The following is a 17,583-nucleotide window of genomic DNA, read 5'->3' as shown; positions in this document are numbered from 1 at the left end:
AAAGTGGTCAAGACGCGCATCACAGCGGTTCATCGATTCCGGATGCCGTTTCACGAACCGTGCCTGGGCGCCAAGTTTGATCGCTCCGACGACGTCCCTTTAGAGTTCTCGTACGAAGTCGGCGATCGCCTCTATGTCCTCGGTTGTCGTTTCGACGTGTGGGCTGAAGCGCAGGATATAGCCCCCGTGCATGTCTGCTGGGGCCCGATGCCAGGGGCAGGCCGTGGCGAGGACGCCACGCCGTAGGAGGGTTGCGGCGGCGCCGGGTACGTCGGTACCGGTTTGGCGTGGCTTCAAAGCAACGATGGCCCCCGGGGCATTTCCCGCATCACTTAACTCCCAAGCAGCAACGTCGCTTAGAGCATTCCGAAGGGCGCTGCCGATCGCCTGGAGGCGTTCTCTGATGCGCTCAGGCCCGAGTTCGAGATACTCGTCCACTGCCGTCGCGAGTCCCACGCGGCCCGCGATGAATGCTTCGCGGCTCCCCAGTCGGCTGATGGGGCGATCGTCCCCCGGCCAGTTCTCTTTGCTGAGCGCTGGCGCGACAGGACGGAGTGAGGATTGCCACGGCTCTCGCACCGCCAGGTACCCGACCCCGCGTGGTCCGCACATCCACTTGCGTCCAGTTCCGTAGATGGCTGCTGCGCCAGGCTCGATATCGATTTGGCCGAGGGCTTGCGCGGCGTCAACGATGAGGGGCACTTCATATCTGTCGCACAGCGAGGCCGCCTCCGACAGGGGTTGGACGATCGCTCGGTGAGAGGTCATCGCGACCAGATGCACTGCTGCTGGGCGGCCCAGCTGCAGCTTCGCCTCGAGCGCGTCGAGGTCGAGGACCCCGCTTGCGTCAGTGTCCAGCCAATTAATTCGCAGGCCGTAATCCCCAAACGCGGCGACGTTCGGTCCCCATTCGGAACGCGTCGCCCATACCTCGCTACCTGGTGTCAGGCGCGGAAACGCTGCTATCAATTGCGCGATGGCATTGGAGGAGCTTTCCGTGAACGTCACATCTGATGCAGTGAACCCTCCGAGGAGGCTTCCCAGGCGAGCACGCAAGAGTGCCAACTCGTCTGCCACGGAGGCTTCGGCCACGTAGCCGCCGCGGATGGATTCCTCCGCAAGGTGCTCGGCGATGCGCGTTTGCACGGCACGGCTTGTGCGACCCGCCGCCGCCGAGTCGGCGTGCAGCAATGCCGGTGGATGGCGCCTGGCTTGCCAGGCGTGTGCAAGATCGTCGTGAGGTAACACAGACAACACTCCTTCGGCCGGAAAGGCGGTCGTTCCTATCATCAGGGAGCAGCGACGAGGAATTCGACTGCATGGCTGATGACGTTCGGATCTCTCAGGATCCGCTGATGGCCGAGGCCGGTCGTGGTGAACAACTCGGCGCTAGGCCAGCTCTGCAACAGAGCAGTTGCTTCCGAGTACGGGATCTCCTTGTCTTCGCGGTCATGGATCACCAGCGTTCGAGGTCTTGTGCGGGTCACGCTTCGCGGGTCGAAGTCTGAGAGCGGCCGTCCGGCGAGTCGTTCGATGCCGGCCAGCAATCGGCTCATCGTTCGAGGCCTAATACCCACAAGCCTTGCCATTCCCCGGATGCTCGTCATCGGGTCGACACTAGGGGATACGCAAACGAGGCGTTCGAAATCAAGACCATCTCGGATTGCGACTCCGGTAATCGTCCCGCCGTAGGAGTGGGCGACTACTGCGAACGGCCGGCCGTATTGAGCCGAGACCGCTTGAAGGGTCTGGATGAATTCCACTCCGTTGCCACGGCCTCGTCCTTGCACGCTCGGGCCGGAGTCGCCGTGACCGGGCACGTCGAACGCGAGGACCTGGAAGCCAGCCTCGACGAGCGGCGCGATGAACTGGCCAAGCTGCCCGCGCCACCCGCCCCAGCCGTGCACCAGATAGACGCGGGGTCCGTTGCCCCAGGTCTCCACAACAACGCATCGGCCACCGACATCAAGTCGGGTCACGGTCCCCGCGTTCGGCCGTTCGTCTCTACGGCGGCCCGGATTACCAGGGAGGGTGCACCAGAGATCCAGTGCGATGCGTGCGCCGACTTCCGGCGCGACGCCCTCCAGCACGGCGAACGTTGTACGGAGAGCTGCCAGCTTCAGTACCGGCGCGACCTTCAGGCTGCGGCGGAGCAGGCGGTTGGCTTTGTTCATGATTCGTCCTCGGAACGAGCTGCGGCGACTTCGGTGATGCAGTCAGCGAGTGCTGCTAGGGCAGCCTGTCGACCAGTGTTGACGGCGTCGCGCAGAACGGCTTCTCCCCGCTCGGTACGGCCCACGTTCACGCTGCCAATCGGGGGACGGATTTGCAGGGTCGCCGGGTGCTCCGCCAGCAGGCGCTCTTCCTCCGCTCTCACGGCTTGCCTGTCGAGCCATGGGTCAAGCGCCCCCGGCGCGTATTTGGCGAACCATCTCGTCAAGATCAGGCGCTGGAGACGATCTGGCGCGGACACTTTCTCATCGCTCCGTCTAGTGCGAAGCGCAACGATATGGGTGGCGTCTTGCGCGAGCGCGGTTCGGATGGGGACGGGTTCGCTCACGCCCGCGTCGACGAAACGCCGGCCTTCCACCTCGATGGGTTCGCCGGCGAGTAGGGGCATCGCGGTCGAGGCACGCAGCGCGGCTTGCAGACTCTCCTGGTCATGAAATCGCCCGTAGAGGTCGGTCGCTTGGCCAGTGAGGGCGTCGGTGGCGATGGGATGAAACTCGACGGGACTAGCAAGCACCTTGGGAAAGTCCATGAGATGGATTTCGGTGTACACGGTATGGATCAGGAAGTGCGTGTCCACGACGGGCAGTCGACGCAGTGCCCGCCGAAGATCGATGGTTGTCCGCATGACGATCGGGTCCCACCAGGCGTGCACGGTGCTTTCCGCGCGACCGCTCAACAGCCAAGCCGCGCTCAGTGCTCCGGCCGAGCTGCCATAGACCGCGTCGAAAAGCGGCAACAGGCCGTGCTTCTCGATGGCGATCGTCATGCCGCTCGAGAAGGCGCCGCGAGAGCTCCCGCCTTCGATTAGCAGCACGAGTCGGGCGTCATCGTCGCGCCGTCCGGGAAGACTCTGTTTCCGCTTCCGTTCGCGCAGGAGCTGGAGGACCTGATCTGTCACACGGATACTGTAACACCGTTCTGTAACCGTGTTTCAGAAAAAAGTGGCCTGACGCATCGATAGGGGAGTCGCAGTCGCAGCCGGTGGGAGAGATACGCCTGCTGCTGTGCGGGGGGAGCGCTTCAGTTGTCTTCGACCGGGTTACTGAACCCCTGCTGGAGCGCCTTGACGCCTACGCGCCAGCGACGATCGAGCGACGCCTTGGCCGTGCCGAGCCGGCCGGAGCTTTCCTCTTCGGCCAGTCCAATCACCATGGCGAGGCTGATATGAGCGATGTCGGTCGGATTACCGACGAAAGTCCCAGCGTCGACTGCGATGCGCACGTAGCGCACGAAGATTTCCCGCACCCGGGCGCCCGCTTTGTCGTCTTCGGTCGTGGGGTCGAAATCAGCGAAAGGCCGAGAGAACATGATCTGCGCGAGGACTGGATTGGCGAGAAAGAAGGCCCGGAACGCTTCTGCCAGACGCTGCAGTGTCTCCAGCGGATCCTCGGACGCCGCTACTGCGGATAGATCGTCAGCGAGCATCCGGAATCCTTCAAAGAACACTTCGCGGATCAGGCCGCCTTTATCGCCAAAAACCTCGTAGATCGCCGGGACAGATGCGTCGGCTCGACGAGCGACCGAGCGAGCGGTCAGGCCGGCGACGCCATCCTCCGCTAGGACCGCAAGTGCGCTGGCTACACCGCGATCGTGGAGCGCATCAGTTCGTTGCTTCGTCCGGGGCACGAAATGACCTTAACACTCGCGGTCCGAGACAGGCAGGCGTCACGGAACAGCGGCTACTAGCGCCACGCGACCGTCAACAGCTTCTCCGTGAGCAGAATCCCGCCGATCACGATCAGCACAACACCTGAAACGCGACTCACCAGAAGGATCGCCGTAGGCCGGGACCGCAACAGGACCCGCGCTGCAGCACCGACGCCCGTGTATATAGCGGCGCAGTTCAAGACGTGAACAAAGCCAAGGACGGCAATTTGAAGGGCAATCGGCCACCCCGCTCCGCGAGCAGTGAACTGCGGCAGCAACGCTAAGAAGAGAAGCAGCACCTTCGGATTCAACCCACTGACGCCGGCCCCTTTTGACGCCCATCGGAACCACGAGCCGCGTTCTTCGCTCCTTGCGGCGCTTAGCACAGGCGGGCTCAGCAAGGTGAGAACGCCAAGCCAGATCAAATACAACGCTCCAGCGATAGTGATGATCGTGAGGACCACGGGCACGCTGGCCACGAGGGCGCCGACACCGGCCGCCACCAACAGGGTCAAGAGCACATGCCCTACTACAAGCCCACCTACGGCTGGCGCGACCCGAGCCCGTAACCCGCCGGCGATGGCATACGCCCAATCTGCCCCGGGAGTGAGAACGGCCAACAAAGAGACTCCCCAGAAGGCGAATATCAGACTGGCAGCCACCAAACACCTCTTCTCTCACCACCTCCGGTGAGATTAGGCGGAAACGCGCGCAATAGGCTCCCCAATATTTCCCGAACCTGGGCCATATAGGGCAATATTGCCCTCGTGGATGACATTGACCGGAAGATTCTTGCGGAACTCCAGCGAGACGGCCGCATAAGCATCACTGACCTCGCAGACCGCGTACGCCTCAGCCTGTCTCCCTGTCACCGCCGGCTGCGCGCTCTCGAGAAGTCGGGTGCGATCAGTAGCTACCGTGCCCACCTCGACGCGACCACGCTCGGGCTCACATTCGAGGCGCTCGTATTCATATCGATGCGTGACACCACACAACCAACCATCGCTGCCCTCGAAAAGGCCGTTTCTGAAATACCCAACGTGCTCATGGCTCACCGACTCTTCGGAGATCCTGACTATCTCCTCCGCGTCGTCGCCCGCGACCTATCCGCATTCGGAACGATCTACGACCAACAGTTAGCAACCCTGCCTGGAGTCCAGCGGCTCACCTCAACCCTCGTCATGAAGAACATTGTCGAAGATGGGCCGTTGCCCCTCAGCGCCATCAGCTGAGCGTCATGGCACAGTGAGTGCGGGGGGCATCTAGGAGTGGTGGTTGCGTCGAGCGCCAACCAGCTGCGGGCCTCACGCACTACGACTCTGTTCAACTGCGCGCGTCCGAGAGCGTTGAAGGTTGCCCCCGCATGCTTTCCAAGACGATGTCCACAGCTGCCTCCAAATGTGTGGTCGATTTAGTCGACCACATCACCACGACTCCACCCTCGATCGCAGAAATCAAAGCGCCCGCGACGCGATCCGCATCGATGGACGCTCGAATGTGTCCTGACGTCTGCATGGACCGGATGCCAGTCGATAAGCGCAACTGCCATCGTGCTAGGAGGGCGCGAGTGACCTGGTCGGCTCCGGGAGTGGTTCCGATCTGGCTGACCAGGGTGTGCAATGGACAGGCGCTTCCTTGAGCGCTGTAACGGGCGATCAAAGCTGATCGCCACTGCTCCCACGCATCCCAGGAGTCAAGCAGGGATAGGTACGGTTCTTGGTCTGCCAAGACGCGGTCGGCTTCCAGTTGCATGACAGCTAGGAGAAGCTGGTCTTTACCCTCCGGAAAATAGTGGAAGAGCTGACTCCTGCTTGTTTGCGAGACGGCCATCACATCGTCGAGGGTGATCTCCGTGAACTCGACGCTTCGGAGATGAGCTGCTGCTCCCTCAACAATTCGTTTCCGAGTTGCCTCGCCCTTTGCTGTCAACGCCATCCACGAAGCTTACTTCTGGACTTGTCAGTCCAGAAGCGAGGTTTCTAGCGTTCAGGACATGACGAGAAGATTCGACGGAAGAACGGCACTGGTAACGGGCTCCACCAACGGCATCGGCAAGGCGATCGCTGAAGCGTTTGCAGCAGAAGGAGCGTACGTGGTCGTTTCTGGGCGCAGCACGCAACGCGGTGGAAACGTGGTGGCGGGAATTCGCGAACGAGGTGGCCGTGCGCAGTTCGTTCCGGCGCACCTGGATGGGACCCCAGCCACGGCTCGGCAGCTTGCCAACGAGGCAGGCCTACTGCTCGGTGCGCCGATCGACATCCTTGTGAACAATGCGGGCATCTACCCGCCCCACAGCACTGCCAGCGTCGACGAGGAGCTCTTCGATCGCATCTTCGATGTCAACGTGAAGTCGGCGTTCTTCCTAACGCAGGCGGTCGTCCCTGACATGATCTCGCTCGGTTCAGGCGTGGTGATCAACCTGGGATCTTGGGTCTCACGACTGGCGGTCTCGTCCTCACCGCTGTACAGCTCGTCGAAGGCGACGATGGAGGCGCTTACGCGAGCATGGTCGGCCGAGTTCGGGCCGCAAGGCGTGCGCGTCAACGCCATCTCGCCAGGTGTTATTCATGATCCCGGAAGCGAATCGGTCGGCGGGGGGCTCATGGACGGAGCACCGGCCGGCACACCCGGAAGACCTACCGACATCGCTGCTGCTGCCGCCTTCCTCGCCTCCGATGAAGCAGCTTTCGTCCATGGTGCAACCCTCAATGTCGACGGTGGGCGGGCCAGTGTGCTTCTCTCGCGACGCTAAGAACCAGCCGTACAAGTAATCCCTCTGATCAGCAGGGGTAATGCGCGGTCTGTGGTGTTCATCCGAACGGGAGAGCGAACAAAACGGCGATAAGCCATCTTCAAGCTGACATAACGACGGTTATCAGTTATCCACCCGCCGGGGAAATTGCACCAGTCTGCCGCCGCCTCGCCGAGGGTCCGCGGGCAGTTGATCCCACAATGTCTCCACGCTGGCGATCGGAAGCTCCGACAGTGTGAGGCGATCACGGAAGAGCGCCAAGGTCTCCCCGTCGCCTTCGGCCGCGGGCGCCAAGATGCCATGATATTTCAGCTGATGGGCCGCCGCCGCGACGCGCTGGCACGCTGCATATTCCCCCACTGCTGACCTCAGGTCGGCTTCGAGGAGCCCGACCTCCGCAGCAGCACCGTCTGCCGTCAGATCGAGCACACGTGTCACCGCGACGGGAACCGTATACAGCACTCGACGCTTAACGTGCTCTGGAGGCACGCCCGCGTCTTCAACCAGGTGCCGGTAAGCCTCGATGATGGAACTGTCGACAGGGCGCCCGAGGTAGATCACCGGAAAGTTTGCACCCCACCGGCCGTGAAATCCTCCTGCGAAGGCGTCGCGACCGGGACTGGCGTGCCGGTAGAACTCACCACGAATCTCGCTCTGCCTAATTGAGGCGACACGTTCGATCGTCGAGCGCAGCGAGTCCATGGCTGTTACCGCCTAGGTCCGCCGGCGAGAGATTCGACGACTGCTAGGACGTCCTCGAATCGTCCCTCACGGATGGCATCAATAGGACGCTGATGCTCGAGCATTCGCTGCGGGCGGTGGAGCCAGATCTCGATTCCCTCGTTGTCGAAAACGTCTGAAAGTTGTTCGATCAAATACTGGAGCTCCAGCAATCGATCACGCTGGACGCCGTCCGGCTTCGTCGTGCCGGCGGCCCAATTCTGCACAGAGCGCGTTTGGACGCCAGTCACCTCTGCGATTTCGCCCAGCGTGAGCGCTTGGCGGGCGTCAGACACGACGCGACGATAAACCGGCGAAGCGGCACGTGCGGCGAGGTCAGTCATGGTGGGTTCCTTTTCTCGTCTCGGGCGCATGATCCTTCGGTGGGGTGAGCCGTGCGGATCCGGACAATCAATAGCATACGCCGGTTGCCTGTTGTACTTCCACTCTTTCTGCGTGTTACACTGCGTCTTAGGTTGCACCTTTGGTTGCGTGATTGGATACCCGATGGACCTCATCATCAGAGCAGGCCGCAATGATCACACCGTGATCGACCACTTCCTGACGCCTACCGCTGCGGGCGTGTTTGCACCATCACGCCAGCCGATCGACGCCGTTGTTGCGGACGCCTCGATTGCCGCACAACGGCCTCAGCTGCAACGGATTACCGCTGATGCTGGTGTCCCCTACCTGATAGATCCGGTGACACCTCTCCTGCAGAGCGAGCAGGCGGAGAACGACTCATGGGCGACCCTCCCATTCGCTCACCCCGAGCCGTTGGTGCCCACGGACATCAATGACTACATGCTCGACGAACTCGTCGAGCGTGTCGTTGACTTCCAGCGCAGCACGGGAGCCACCCATCTGATCCCGCCGTACTTCTACTCCAATAGGCGAGACGACGTCTGGTGGCGCGCAAACCTCGCCCTCCTGCGCCGCACTGGTCACCACCTCTCGCGCGAAGGCGTTAATCTCCCGGTCATCCCGGTGCTGGCCGTATCTCTTCGTGAGTACGGGCCAGAGATGACATGGGACCGTGGACTTGATGCGTTCCTGGCTGCCACCGGTGAGATGAATACCGAGTCAGTGGCCCTCTCTTGGTCCTGGAATAACCCGCCGCGCTCCAAGCAAGCAGCAATAGCCTTGCTTCTCGGAGCGACGGCCCACGCAGCCTCCCGTTCCTCGATCATCGGTTGGCGTGCAGGGACCTTCGGCCTCGCCCTCGCCGCCGTCGGTGCAAGCGGATATGAGACCGGGATCGGCGAACGCGAAAGCCTTCACTACGTATCGCTCGCGGCGTCGCGCCGGCCCAAGGCCGACTCGAGTCCGCCGCGCGCTCAGGCCTACACCTATTTCAGCGAGTTCGGGCGAAGCCTTCCCCGCCGAGCAGGCGAGGCCATCTTGAAGGACCCTCGTATCATGGGCTCCCTCGTGTGCAACCCCGACAACGCCTGCTGCACAGAGGGCGCGGACAGCATGATCCATCAGTGGCGCGAGCACACAGTGAGAGAGAGGCGGCGGGAGCTCACTCAGCTCGAAACGATGCCGGCGGCCAGGGGGTGGCGGCTCAACCACATCGAACAGAAAGCTGATCGTGCCGCGGTTCTTGTCGCCAGCGCAAATGAGGCGCTTTCGGAAGCAGGGGTCGATGTGCGAATTCCCACGGAGAGCTTTGCCGCCATGCAGGACGTCGCCAGCTCGATGCGGGCGAGACTGAACAGTCAGGTGGCCTAGTGGGGTGCGGCGCGACCCGGTTCCAACGTCTACGAGATCGATGCTCGAGTGAAGAGAGAAGGACCAACCATGGCTAACAACAATCGTCGCGATGTCTCACCGAACGGAGGAGATGGCTGGAAGGTCACCCGCCCCGGTGCCAAGGCGCCTACGGCAAAAGCGCCGACGCAGGGGGGCGCCGAGAAGATCGCGAAGAAGCAGGTGTCCGACGCAGGCGGCGGCCAGGTCTACATCCGCACCCCTAAGGGCGTCATCCGCGACGCCGACACCGTCAAGCCCGGCAACGAATCGCCGACCAAGGACACCAAGCATTGACCTAACCCGCATTGGGCCCGTCGATCGATATGGACTACGTGATGACGAAGAAGCGCCTCGTCCTCAACAAGCGCACCAGATCGGTCATTCGTGTAGCTGCAAGCGGGCTCGCAGCGGGAGCGTTGGCCGTCTACCTGGCGATCCCCGTTCGGATCGGAGCACCATTCGAGTGGCTTCCGTTGCTGATCGTGGTGGCGATCGGATCGATCATCGGAATCGTCGTCGCGGGGCATGCAACGATCCGACCGCGGCTCCTCGCCCTCACGTCCATCGTCTGGGTCGTGCTGGCCGCGCTAGCCTTCTGCGCACCGCGATGGATCTCGGCAGGTCGTTACGACGGAACCCTGCCCACCGCCACGGAGTGCGTCGGCGGGGCGACCTCTGTCACCCAATGGCCCATACTCGCCACCGGCGGAAAAAAGATTCTAGGCCAAGCCGAACTGATTTACTCCGGGCAATGCGGCACCGCCTGGGTCCGCGTCAGCCAAACCCCACCGGACTCCTCCAGCACGAAGTCCATCGCACGCCCGGCCGGTGATCTGCTGCCACCAGCGGCGACTCGGCCTGAAACAGATCCGTACTCCAACTTGGGCACCTTCGGACGTCAGCTCGTGGCGCCAGGGTGTGTCGTAGCCCGGGTCACGGTGAGCGAGAACGGCGCCATCGTCGGAGCATCCCGGCAAACGGTATGCCGCTGACCGCCAGTCAGTTGCGGCAAGCCGATCACGCAAGGTCACTCGCGAGCGCGCTTAGAAGCCGTCCGTAACCGACCTTGTCGTGCCAGGTGAGATCGACGGTTGACAGCTTCGCAGTAAATCTCTATCCAAGCCTTGTACGTGGCTCGCTGACGGTCTTGCGTGCGTGCGGCCGCCCACGCGAGTGCGGCCGCCACGAGCGAGATCAGGGCTACCAGCCCAACGACCAGAGCGGTTGTGCTGAGCACCTGCGTGAAATCCTCCTGGCTGATTCCGTGGATCTTGCCCGTCTTTGGGTCCACGAGGGGCACGAGTGTCGTGAAGAATCCGCCGATGACGGCGACCATGAGTGCGGTGAATACTGTTGCGCTGGTGCCCACCACCACAATGAAGGTCGTTGCTGCTGGGGTCCTGGCGCCCGCCTCTCTCATCTCGGCGCGCACACTGAGTTCGGCTAGCACCTGGGTGCGCACGTTCTGGGGTGCCCTGAGAAACGCGGTAGTGCGCGACTCCAGGTGAATGAGGTCGTTGTAGATATGCTCCTCTGCTTGCCGCTGGACTGCGTCGCCGAGAATTCGGTCACGCCACGACACGCGCTGCCTTGCCGAACGGCTGGCGTCCTCTCGCTCTCCCATCAGCGGCCAAGGTGACGTTCGCGCTGCTGTCCCGGGGCTCCAGCTGCGCGCCGAGCCCTCGGTGCCCGCTTGGGTGCGGTCGTCACAGCTTCACGCGGATGCCGGGCTTGGTCGGCCGCCGTCGTCATGCGAGCGTCGATGACCTCACGATCGGCCTTGCCCTCGAGCGATGAGGCGAACCGTTCCCGCCGCTCGGCACTGTCAAACGCCTCGGCCGCGTCCGCGCGGTTGGCGGTCGCCTCGCCACGTAGTTCGTCGCTCACGCCCCTTTCGTTCTCCGCCTCGTCTCGCAGCTGGTCGACGTCGAGCGCTCCATCGGTCTCGGCGGCCTGCTCGTCGCGTTCGTCCGCCGGTGGCTGGCGTTCCTCGGTCACTCGATCGAGCGTCTCGGCCGCGGTGATGAACGCGCCGGCTTCCGCTACGTCGATGACACTTTCCCCGCGCGAGGCGGCCGCCTCTGAGCGAGTCCGCTCTGCCCTGGCCAACGCCTCGCGTACTGCGGCGGGGTCCGCGTGAAGGTTCTGGACGTCCAGCCCATAACGGTCTCGGACTTCCTCTGCGATGCGTTCGCCGGCGCGGTCGGCCTCGGGGTCGATGCCCTGCCAGGCGGTGGCCGTCTCGTGGACGCCAGCAATCTGGTCGACGCTCGCGGCATCCCACCAGGTGCGGTCGTACACCGGCGCGAGCTCGGCCCGTGCTGCGGCACGTTCGGCATCGAACCGGGCTTGCACCTCACGGTTCTGCTGTTCCGTCTGAGCCTGTCGGGTGCGGGCGAGTTCTTCGCGGATCCGCGCGACGCGTGCGCCCAGCTGGGCCGCCACGGTGAGCGCGATCCGCAGCTGGCCGTCCAGTGCGTCCGCGATGCCGTCGTTCTCTTCGGCCATGATTGCCACCTTCCGTTATCTTCCGATGCCGCGGTCTTGCTCGGGTCCGGTCGCGGGCTTGTAGGGCTTAGCGGGTTCGATCTTTGTCGGCAGGGGTGACCCGGGACGGGGAGCGCTGAGGCCGGTCTGAGCAATGCGGACCGCCTCGGCCGTGCGCTCGTCGACGTCGACGGGCGCGGGGTTCTGATCCTTCCGGGGAACCTCGGGCAGCCGTGATGCGACGGTGGCCATCTGCGAGTTCAGGGTGCGGGAGATTTCCGCTGCGCGAGCCTCGTCCCCGATGGCCTTGTGCATGTCGATGATCGCCACGGTGAGCCGTGCGAGCTGGCGCATCAGGATCGCCTCGGCCATCGTCCCTTGACCCTGGCTGGCGGCCTGCATCAGCAGCATGGCGGCGCCGCCGGCGCTGCCCATGCTGACCTTCTTCGGCTTCGAGGTGTGCGCCTTGATCTGCGCCGACCGGGCCAGCTCACGGGAGGTTGCAGCGAGCGGTCCGGGCGTCGTCTCGACGCGCTGCGACCAGGCGGCGAACGCACCGGCCGTGTCGCGTGCGACGTGCGCCCACGCTGCCCGATCGCCCGGTGGGACGCTGCGCAGCTCGTCGCGCATTCGCCGCATGTCGTCGGAGTATTTCTGCCACAGTTCCGGGGCCGGCTCTGTCTCTTCACGCCCCGGCGCGACCGGCCGGTACTGCCAGGGGTTGCGGCTGGTGGCCTTCCACTCGTCGACCGCGCCCTGCGCCGCCTGGGGACTGTCGGGCCATCCCTCGCGGAGCCTCGGGAGGGTCAAGTCGCGGGCGAGCCGGCCGCCGCCGTACCAAACGGGAGGCGTGCCATGCTCGGTGCGCAGCGCGACCGAGTAACCAGCGACAACGTCGTCACGACCGGCCGCGAAACGGGGCCGAATGAGAACGCCGGCGCGACGTACCCGACGTACAAACTCGCCCTCGTCGATCGACGCGGCCGCCGCAGCACGCACGCTCCGTTCGAGCCGGTGCGCGTCGACCTCGACGGCGCCGGTACGGCGTGCGCGCTCCTGCTCGGCGGGCTTGATGCCCCGCTCCCCCAGGCCGTGCTCACGGCTGCTGAGCTGCTGCAGCCCGTACTCGCGCTCGAGGTCGCGGCACGTGTCCTGCGCCTTCTTGAAGTCGTTGTGGGTGCTCGCTTTGGTGCCGTCCTCGCGCACCAAAGAGACCGCGATGTGGACGTGGTCGTTGCCGTTGGTCGACAGACCGTGACGGACGGCGACCCACCGGCACTCGGCCTTGCCGCTGGCCTCGGTGAATCCCATCCGGTCCACGAAGTCTTGCGCGATCGCGCCCCACTTCTCATCGGACAGCTGGCCCTCGCCGGCTCGTAGTGACAGGGAGCAGTGCCACACATCTGCCGGCGTCGTGGTCGAGTGAACCGCGCCCGTCTCCGGGTCGGTGATGCTCTGTGTGCGCGTTACTTCGACGCCCAGCGCGACGCGCGGCTCGTCGAGGTCCTTCGCGATCGCCAGAGCCGTCTCACGATCGAGCACACCGTATCCGTGCATCGTGACGATGGCGGAGTTGCCAGCGACGAGGTGCTGTTCCTCGTGTTCGTTCGAGCGTCCGGGACCGGCCAGGTAGACCATGAGCCCACCCATCCGGCTCCCCCGGGTGATGTTCGGCATCATGAGTCGGCCAGCGTTTCAATCGCTGCGGACAGGCGCGGGACGATCGCCCGATACTCGGTCACGATCGCCTCGGCCTCGGCCGGGAACGTGCCCTCGCTGTTCGCGTACTTCGCGAGCTGGTTCGCGTTGTTCGCCAGGTTCGCAAGCAACCGGCGCACCGCGAATATCTCCACGATCGCAGCCTTGCGATCCGTGTCGGTCTGCACGTGACCGCTCATCGCGGACTCGAACAACAGGCGCGGAACGGTCACACCACGAACCGCGGCACGAGCGCGCAGCTGCGTGTCCTCTTCGGGAGTGACCGACACCTCGTAGCGCTTGGCGCGCTTCGCTGCACCGCGGGCATTGGCACGTCGAGAACGGCCGAACAGTCGGTTCTCGTTCTGCTCCGACATTGCCCCTCCCCCGTCCTTCTGGCCCAGCGCAGCGAACCCGCCTCTGGCGGGGACCATACGACCAGTATGCCGGTGCCGGACGCGACAGTCCAGCACCGCAAGCCAGTTACCCCGGGTAACTGTATAGCTTGCTCCGTATGGGGCTCCGCCCGAACGGTGCGTAAGTATCGGTGAGGCAGCACCGGGAGGGTGCCACGTTACGCCTAGTGGAGCGGTTGCGGTCCTGTTAATCTGAGGCCATGAGCGACGTACAACTGGACCCACAGGAAGCCGCCCGGAAAGCGCGGGCCATCATCGAGGCCGAGCAGAACGCGCGCGTGCGCTCTGTGGAAGAACTCGTTTCTGCCACCAACGTTTTCGACGCTGCGGAGCAGGCCGTCAAGGATGCCGCCGCCGCGCACGACAAGGCCTGGAACGCCGCCCTTGCCGCGGGATGGACTGAGAAGAACCTGCGTGAGATTGGCGCCCGTGCGCCCGGTCAGTCCGCGCCCCGCGCGCGTAAGCGCCGTGCTGCCGCTGCATCTCCCGCCCAGAGCATTGAAGGGTGAGCCTGCGGCTCCTCAGCTTTCTAGAACAGGCCCCGCCGAGCGTCGCTCGGTGGGGCCTGTTCGTTGGGCAACTCCGTTGCCTTTCGGCTAGGTGATGGTACGCACCGTTCCTCTCTGAGCAAGAGCTTTCGCGGCATATCCTCACTCGCTGCGCTCCCTCCGGTATTCCACGCTCTCTTGCTCATTCACCCCCGGCGCTGTTTCGGCAAGAGCGCCGAAAGGCAAATGGATTGAGATGAGAGAGGGAGTGGGTCATGAGCAGGATCGTCACCTTGTACGTGGAGTCCGGATCCGCAACAAGCGACAAAACCAGAGCAGCAATGGACAGTGTCGGCATCGGCTACGAGCTGGTGCCGGTAACGGTCGACGACTACCCCCTGCAGGCGGTCGGAACGTCCTACGCGACAGCACCGGTCACGGTCGTCGACGGGATCAGCTGGGACGGGTACCGGCCCGACCTGATCGCACGGCTCGCCGCAGAGCAGGCGCTTGAGGCATACGAGGTGCCTGTCGATCCGATGGACGAGCTCTACTGCGAAAGCTGCCAGTGATGAGCGCCGCATACCTCCGCCGGCACCGCGTCACCGTGCCCGCAGAGCTGCGCTCCTACACACCGGAACAGGCCGCGACCGCGACCGGGCTAACCCTCGACGATCTGCGCCGGATGCGCGAAACCGGTCAAGGACCGGCATACGTCACGATCGGCAAAAGAACCATCCGCTACATCCGCAACGACCTCGACCAATGGACGGCCGATCAGCGCTCCACAATGTCCGCCCACTCGTAGACCGGCGGCTGCGTCACCGCATCGGCGAGCACGAACCGTTCATAGACGGTCCGTGCGTCGTTGAGCGGGCGGTCAAAGTTCCTCGGAAGCCGACCCGCGATCTCCGGGAGCCGATACTGCTCCCTCGAGCCCTCGGGAAAACACAACAGAACATCCCGCCAGCGCGCCAGCCCGCCGAACTCTTCAAGGTCTTCGTCGTCGCTCACACCTGCTCCCCAATGACCGGTCGGGGTCAGTTTCAGAACGCGTGCGAACGTACTCCGCTTGACGCACAACGAATAGTCGGCAAGACGCTCGTTCGCGTCGACGGCCCCTATGGTGAGGACATGCTCGACGATCTCGATCACGCCTACCGACTGTCGTACCTGATCGGTGAGATCGTCCGGAACGACGTCTGGGCCGAGAGCGAGATGCGCTCAGTGTGGCGTGCGCTGCACGATGCCCATCTTCCCGTCGGCGAAATGCAGCGGAACTTCGGGTATCTGGTCAAGCAGGTTCGGACAGCCCTCCGACTCCCATCGATCCCCCACGACTTCCAGGTTCTCGCGCTCGAGGTCATCGAGGCCACGCACGCGGTGCATCAGATGCGCAATACGGTGGCGCACGATCTGCTGATCCAGGACCACTTCGACTCGAACCTGGTGCGCTCGATGCGAACATCGGCACCGCCGCGCCCTTTCGCGGAGCTTCAAGCCATCAGCGCGGATCTGATGACGATGGCGTGGAGGCTGCGCGGCATCTGGGTTATCGCACCTAGTTGGATAGGCGGAGCATCCGAGGATGACGGGAATACTCGTGAAAGCCTGCTGTCGTGGACGCGGGTAGCGATGGGTCACATCAGAGATGACGTCCCGAACGCCATTCTGGGCACGCCCGGCGACGCTCCCGAGCCACCTGGCGGATACCGTTAGGAACCGCGGCTAGCCCCTGCGCGCTCGGTTGAGGCGAGAGCGCGGCGGACAGTGGCCGAGCCGACTCGGAGAGTCTTGGCGATGGTGTCCCACGTCGCCGGCGGCGTCTGCGCCCGCATCTGCCGCGCGACCTCGATGCGCTCTGGCGTCATCACGGTTGGGCGGCCGCCGACACGCCCTTGGGCGCGGGCGTACTCGAGCCCGAGTCGAGTGTTCTCTCTGATGGTGTCGACACGGAGCTGGGCGAACACGGCGACGATGCCGAACAGGGCACGGCCCATTGGACTTGTGGTGTCGATCACCGGTTCGGTGAGGCTCTTGATATCGATGCCCTTGTCCTCCAGCTCATGCAGCGTCTCGATCAGGATCCGCTCCGTGCCGCCGAGACGATCCAGCCGGCGCACCAACAGCACATCCCCGGCGCGGAGGTAGTCCATGCACGCCATCCACTGCGGTCGGTCCTTGACTCTGCTCGAGTCGCCGTGGTCGACGAACACCCGTTCGGCGCCGGCCGCTTTCAGCTCGGCCTCCTGCGCCTGCGAGTTCTGTTCCCGCTTCGACACGCGCGCGTATCCGACGACAGTCATCGTCCCCTCCCCAGATCGGTGTCGTACCCCTGCGTCAGCGGTGGCGTCGGCCGTGCCGGCGCCGAGGAGATGCCACGCCCCGGAGTGGCAGGGCGTCCCATGCTCGCGAACACGCGCAGCTGCTCTAACCGCTCCGGGGTGAGCCGGCCGCCCGGTGTCGCCGGTTTCACGATCTGATCGAACATCGTGTGCAAGCCCGCGAAGTCGCGGCGCTCCATTGCATCCCGGGAGGCTTGGTCGTTCTGCGCGCCGGTGACCTCGCTCCAGTCCAGGTCATAGCCCGCGCCCGCGGCGACCTGGGTCCAAAAGATCCGTTGTGTGCGCCCGTTTCCTTCACGGAACGGGTGCAGGTAGTTCACCTGGTCGTAGTGATAGGCCAGCCGCTCAACGAACCGGTCGCGGTCTAAGCCCCGCAGCTGCTTCTCCTCCGCGAGCTCCGCGAACGCGAACCCCGCCCCGGACTCCAGCCGGGATACCGGCATGAAGAACTCCGCCTCCGCATCCGGGCCCTTACGGATATCGACGGTGCGCAGCTGGCCGGCCCAGTCGTAGACGTCCTGGAAAAGCTGGCCGTGGATCGCCTGCAGCTGTCGGAGATCGCCGGTGACCTTCACCGGTCGGATGATCATCTGGACGCGCCGCGCCTCCACCAGGTCAGCCTCAGCAGCGTCGAGGGCGCGCTGATCGCTGATGCCGAGGTTGTTGCGGAGAATGCCCGAGGCGGGCTCGAGATACGGGTCGACGAACTCAGGCAAGGCCGTAGCGGGCCCGGGTGCGACGCACCAACTCGTCGGCGTCGAACTCCCCCTCGACGAACGCTGCAGCATCCGCCCGGTACTCGGCCGTGGAAGAAAGGCCCTCCATTTCGGAGCTGTGCGCGGCGTCAGCCACTACACGCTCGCGGAGCTCGCGCTCAGCGGCGGAGATGGTGCTCGCTGTCTTAACGCTCATCGCTGCCCCTTTCGACCTCTCCATTCTACCAGACCTGCTCAAAAACCCATACGTAGCGTTGCGAGCAAAGGAGGGTTTCGGCAAGGGTTTTGAGCAGCACGCGATCCGCGAAGTTCCGCAGCACGCTCTCG

25 protein-coding genes are annotated in these 17,583 nt (G+C 64.2%); 9 read left to right on the top strand and 16 right to left on the bottom strand.

All coding sequences use genetic code 11. From position 1 onward, the window contains the following. Positions 1-99: 99 nt before the first annotated feature. The 5 genes from ACFVWR_RS14455 to ACFVWR_RS14435 form a co-directional block, all read right to left on the bottom strand. Positions 100-1,290, bottom strand: coding sequence for an aminotransferase class V-fold PLP-dependent enzyme (locus tag ACFVWR_RS14455; RefSeq protein ID WP_387213329.1), 1,191 nt, complete (start codon positions 1,288-1,290; stop codon positions 100-102). Beyond that, positions 1,290-2,174 (bottom strand): alpha/beta fold hydrolase, encoded by an 885-nt coding sequence (locus tag ACFVWR_RS14450; protein ID WP_387213326.1) that lies wholly within the window; start codon positions 2,172-2,174, stop codon positions 1,290-1,292. Before ACFVWR_RS14450 ends, ACFVWR_RS14455 begins: the two co-directional genes overlap by 1 nt. Then, positions 2,171-3,130 carry a patatin family protein gene (locus ACFVWR_RS14445; protein ID WP_387213323.1) on the bottom strand — a complete coding sequence of 320 codons (960 nt, stop codon included), beginning with the start codon at positions 3,128-3,130 and terminating at the stop codon, positions 2,171-2,173. The genes ACFVWR_RS14450 and ACFVWR_RS14445 overlap by 4 nt, the downstream gene beginning before the upstream one ends. Before the next feature lie 122 nt (positions 3,131-3,252). Continuing rightward, complete coding sequence (locus tag ACFVWR_RS14440) at positions 3,253-3,858, bottom strand: TetR/AcrR family transcriptional regulator (protein WP_387213320.1); 606 nt, start codon at positions 3,856-3,858, stop codon at positions 3,253-3,255. A 56-nt stretch (positions 3,859-3,914) separates the two neighbouring features. Further along, entirely contained in the window at positions 3,915-4,541 is a 627-nt protein-coding gene (locus ACFVWR_RS14435; protein WP_387213317.1) for a LysE family translocator, read from the bottom strand. A gap of 105 nt (positions 4,542-4,646) precedes the next feature. Between ACFVWR_RS14435 and ACFVWR_RS14430 the strand changes: the two genes are divergently transcribed. Then, positions 4,647-5,111 (top strand): Lrp/AsnC family transcriptional regulator, encoded by a 465-nt coding sequence (locus ACFVWR_RS14430; RefSeq protein WP_387213315.1) that lies wholly within the window; start codon positions 4,647-4,649, stop codon positions 5,109-5,111. Positions 5,112-5,202: 91 nt separating this feature from the next. On the opposite strand, the gene ACFVWR_RS14425 is transcribed toward ACFVWR_RS14430, so the two are convergent. Continuing rightward, positions 5,203-5,814 carry a TetR/AcrR family transcriptional regulator gene (locus tag ACFVWR_RS14425; RefSeq protein WP_387213313.1) on the bottom strand — a complete coding sequence of 204 codons (612 nt, stop codon included), beginning with the start codon at positions 5,812-5,814 and terminating at the stop codon, positions 5,203-5,205. Positions 5,815-5,872: 58 nt separating this feature from the next. Here ACFVWR_RS14425 and ACFVWR_RS14420 point away from each other — a divergent pair, with 58 nt between their 5' ends. Then, complete coding sequence (locus tag ACFVWR_RS14420; RefSeq protein ID WP_387213310.1) at positions 5,873-6,631, top strand: SDR family NAD(P)-dependent oxidoreductase; 759 nt, start codon at positions 5,873-5,875, stop codon at positions 6,629-6,631. 123 nt (positions 6,632-6,754) lie between these two features. On the opposite strand, the gene ACFVWR_RS14415 is transcribed toward ACFVWR_RS14420, so the two are convergent. Next, positions 6,755-7,333: an RES domain-containing protein gene (locus ACFVWR_RS14415; protein WP_387213307.1), complete on the bottom strand. Its 579-nt coding sequence runs from the start codon at positions 7,331-7,333 to the stop codon at positions 6,755-6,757. 5 nt (positions 7,334-7,338) lie between these two features. Continuing rightward, entirely contained in the window at positions 7,339-7,695 is a 357-nt protein-coding gene (locus ACFVWR_RS14410; RefSeq protein WP_387213304.1) for an antitoxin Xre/MbcA/ParS toxin-binding domain-containing protein, read from the bottom strand. Positions 7,696-7,858: 163 nt separating this feature from the next. Between ACFVWR_RS14410 and ACFVWR_RS14405 the strand changes: the two genes are divergently transcribed. The 3 genes from ACFVWR_RS14405 (at position 7,859) to ACFVWR_RS14395 (ending at position 10,098) form a co-directional block, all read left to right on the top strand. Further along, complete coding sequence (locus tag ACFVWR_RS14405) at positions 7,859-9,085, top strand: hypothetical protein (RefSeq protein ID WP_387213301.1); 1,227 nt, start codon at positions 7,859-7,861, stop codon at positions 9,083-9,085. 69 nt (positions 9,086-9,154) lie between these two features. Continuing rightward, a complete protein-coding gene (locus ACFVWR_RS14400) occupies positions 9,155-9,400 on the top strand; it encodes a DUF2188 domain-containing protein (RefSeq protein ID WP_387213298.1) in 246 nt (81 codons plus the stop codon). Positions 9,401-9,441: 41 nt separating this feature from the next. Beyond that, positions 9,442-10,098, top strand: a complete 657-nt coding sequence (locus ACFVWR_RS14395; protein ID WP_387213296.1) for a hypothetical protein — start codon at positions 9,442-9,444, stop codon at positions 10,096-10,098. A gap of 35 nt (positions 10,099-10,133) precedes the next feature. On the opposite strand, the gene ACFVWR_RS14390 is transcribed toward ACFVWR_RS14395, so the two are convergent. From ACFVWR_RS14390 to ACFVWR_RS14375, 4 genes are read right to left on the bottom strand one after another with little or no spacing between them, the layout of a single operon-like run. Further along, positions 10,134-10,688 (bottom strand): hypothetical protein, encoded by a 555-nt coding sequence (locus ACFVWR_RS14390; protein WP_387213293.1) that lies wholly within the window; start codon positions 10,686-10,688, stop codon positions 10,134-10,136. Between the two features lie 41 nt (positions 10,689-10,729). Then, entirely contained in the window at positions 10,730-11,614 is an 885-nt protein-coding gene (locus tag ACFVWR_RS14385; RefSeq protein WP_387213290.1) for a hypothetical protein, read from the bottom strand. Between the two features lie 15 nt (positions 11,615-11,629). After that, entirely contained in the window at positions 11,630-13,273 is a 1,644-nt protein-coding gene (locus ACFVWR_RS14380; protein ID WP_387213287.1) for a relaxase/mobilization nuclease domain-containing protein, read from the bottom strand. After that, complete coding sequence (locus ACFVWR_RS14375; RefSeq protein WP_387213284.1) at positions 13,270-13,725, bottom strand: plasmid mobilization protein; 456 nt, start codon at positions 13,723-13,725, stop codon at positions 13,270-13,272. Before ACFVWR_RS14375 ends, ACFVWR_RS14380 begins: the two co-directional genes overlap by 4 nt. Positions 13,726-13,907: 182 nt before the next feature. On the opposite strand from ACFVWR_RS14375, the gene ACFVWR_RS14370 reads away from it, so the two are divergent. The 3 genes from ACFVWR_RS14370 to ACFVWR_RS14360 all read left to right on the top strand — a co-directional run bounded on the left by ACFVWR_RS14370 (position 13,908) and on the right by ACFVWR_RS14360 (position 15,003). Then, the gene (locus tag ACFVWR_RS14370) at positions 13,908-14,216 is read left to right on the top strand and encodes a hypothetical protein (RefSeq protein ID WP_387213281.1); all 309 of its coding nucleotides are present in this window, start codon (positions 13,908-13,910) and stop codon (positions 14,214-14,216) included. 254 nt (positions 14,217-14,470) lie between these two features. Further along, positions 14,471-14,767 carry a hypothetical protein gene (locus ACFVWR_RS14365; protein ID WP_387213278.1) on the top strand — a complete coding sequence of 99 codons (297 nt, stop codon included), beginning with the start codon at positions 14,471-14,473 and terminating at the stop codon, positions 14,765-14,767. Continuing rightward, on the top strand, positions 14,767-15,003 hold the full coding sequence (locus tag ACFVWR_RS14360) for a helix-turn-helix transcriptional regulator (protein ID WP_387213275.1): 237 nt from the start codon (positions 14,767-14,769) through the stop codon (positions 15,001-15,003). The genes ACFVWR_RS14365 and ACFVWR_RS14360 overlap by 1 nt, the downstream gene beginning before the upstream one ends. Here ACFVWR_RS14360 and ACFVWR_RS14355 read toward each other — a convergent pair. Next, entirely contained in the window at positions 14,973-15,350 is a 378-nt protein-coding gene (locus tag ACFVWR_RS14355) for a hypothetical protein (protein WP_387213272.1), read from the bottom strand. The two genes, ACFVWR_RS14360 and ACFVWR_RS14355, sit on opposite strands and share 31 nt — an antisense overlap. On the opposite strand from ACFVWR_RS14355, the gene ACFVWR_RS14350 reads away from it, so the two are divergent. Continuing rightward, positions 15,330-15,914 (top strand): hypothetical protein, encoded by a 585-nt coding sequence (locus tag ACFVWR_RS14350; RefSeq protein WP_387213269.1) that lies wholly within the window; start codon positions 15,330-15,332, stop codon positions 15,912-15,914. The genes ACFVWR_RS14355 and ACFVWR_RS14350 overlap by 21 nt on opposite strands. Here the strand turns inward: ACFVWR_RS14350 and ACFVWR_RS14345 are convergent. The 3 genes from ACFVWR_RS14345 to ACFVWR_RS14335 are packed head-to-tail and all read right to left on the bottom strand — an operon-like array spanning position 15,911 to position 17,452. Further along, on the bottom strand, positions 15,911-16,501 hold the full coding sequence (locus ACFVWR_RS14345) for a recombinase family protein (RefSeq protein ID WP_387213266.1): 591 nt from the start codon (positions 16,499-16,501) through the stop codon (positions 15,911-15,913). The two genes, ACFVWR_RS14350 and ACFVWR_RS14345, sit on opposite strands and share 4 nt — an antisense overlap. After that, positions 16,498-17,256 carry a Fic/DOC family protein gene (locus ACFVWR_RS14340; RefSeq protein WP_387213263.1) on the bottom strand — a complete coding sequence of 253 codons (759 nt, stop codon included), beginning with the start codon at positions 17,254-17,256 and terminating at the stop codon, positions 16,498-16,500. The genes ACFVWR_RS14345 and ACFVWR_RS14340 overlap by 4 nt, the downstream gene beginning before the upstream one ends. Then, positions 17,249-17,452 carry an antitoxin VbhA family protein gene (locus ACFVWR_RS14335; RefSeq protein ID WP_085370113.1) on the bottom strand — a complete coding sequence of 68 codons (204 nt, stop codon included), beginning with the start codon at positions 17,450-17,452 and terminating at the stop codon, positions 17,249-17,251. Before ACFVWR_RS14335 ends, ACFVWR_RS14340 begins: the two co-directional genes overlap by 8 nt. Positions 17,453-17,583 lie beyond the last annotated feature (131 nt).

The sequence above is a fragment of the Leifsonia sp. NPDC058292 genome (assembly GCF_042880955.1).
Classification (GTDB): domain Bacteria; phylum Actinomycetota; class Actinomycetes; order Actinomycetales; family Microbacteriaceae; genus Leifsonia.
This window is presented reverse-complemented; position numbering and strand designations above follow the sequence as displayed.

Excerpts from the sequence above, each read along its gene's own strand:
- ACFVWR_RS14375 (WP_387213284.1), bottom strand. The coding sequence starts at position 13,725 with ATGGTCCCCGCCAGAGGCGGGTTCGCTGCGCTGGGCCAGAAGGACGGG.
- ACFVWR_RS14345 (WP_387213266.1), bottom strand. The coding sequence starts at position 16,501 with ATGACTGTCGTCGGATACGCGCGCGTGTCGAAGCGGGAACAGAACTCG.
- ACFVWR_RS14425 (WP_387213313.1), bottom strand. The coding sequence starts at position 5,814 with ATGGCGTTGACAGCAAAGGGCGAGGCAACTCGGAAACGAATTGTTGAG.
- ACFVWR_RS14385 (WP_387213290.1), bottom strand. The coding sequence starts at position 11,614 with ATGGCCGAAGAGAACGACGGCATCGCGGACGCACTGGACGGCCAGCTG.
- ACFVWR_RS14335 (WP_085370113.1), bottom strand. The coding sequence starts at position 17,452 with ATGAGCGTTAAGACAGCGAGCACCATCTCCGCCGCTGAGCGCGAGCTC.
- ACFVWR_RS14415 (WP_387213307.1), bottom strand. The coding sequence starts at position 7,333 with ATGGACTCGCTGCGCTCGACGATCGAACGTGTCGCCTCAATTAGGCAG.
- ACFVWR_RS14350 (WP_387213269.1), top strand. The coding sequence starts at position 15,330 with ATGCTCGACGATCTCGATCACGCCTACCGACTGTCGTACCTGATCGGT.
- ACFVWR_RS14380 (WP_387213287.1), bottom strand. The coding sequence starts at position 13,273 with ATGATGCCGAACATCACCCGGGGGAGCCGGATGGGTGGGCTCATGGTC.
- ACFVWR_RS14450 (WP_387213326.1), bottom strand. The coding sequence starts at position 2,174 with ATGAACAAAGCCAACCGCCTGCTCCGCCGCAGCCTGAAGGTCGCGCCG.
- ACFVWR_RS14370 (WP_387213281.1), top strand. The coding sequence starts at position 13,908 with ATGAGCGACGTACAACTGGACCCACAGGAAGCCGCCCGGAAAGCGCGG.
- ACFVWR_RS14395 (WP_387213296.1), top strand. The coding sequence starts at position 9,442 with ATGACGAAGAAGCGCCTCGTCCTCAACAAGCGCACCAGATCGGTCATT.
- ACFVWR_RS14410 (WP_387213304.1), bottom strand. The coding sequence starts at position 7,695 with ATGACTGACCTCGCCGCACGTGCCGCTTCGCCGGTTTATCGTCGCGTC.
- ACFVWR_RS14405 (WP_387213301.1), top strand. The coding sequence starts at position 7,859 with ATGGACCTCATCATCAGAGCAGGCCGCAATGATCACACCGTGATCGAC.
- ACFVWR_RS14455 (WP_387213329.1), bottom strand. The coding sequence starts at position 1,290 with ATGATAGGAACGACCGCCTTTCCGGCCGAAGGAGTGTTGTCTGTGTTA.
- ACFVWR_RS14360 (WP_387213275.1), top strand. The coding sequence starts at position 14,767 with ATGAGCGCCGCATACCTCCGCCGGCACCGCGTCACCGTGCCCGCAGAG.
- ACFVWR_RS14420 (WP_387213310.1), top strand. The coding sequence starts at position 5,873 with ATGACGAGAAGATTCGACGGAAGAACGGCACTGGTAACGGGCTCCACC.
- ACFVWR_RS14365 (WP_387213278.1), top strand. The coding sequence starts at position 14,471 with ATGAGCAGGATCGTCACCTTGTACGTGGAGTCCGGATCCGCAACAAGC.
- ACFVWR_RS14400 (WP_387213298.1), top strand. The coding sequence starts at position 9,155 with ATGGCTAACAACAATCGTCGCGATGTCTCACCGAACGGAGGAGATGGC.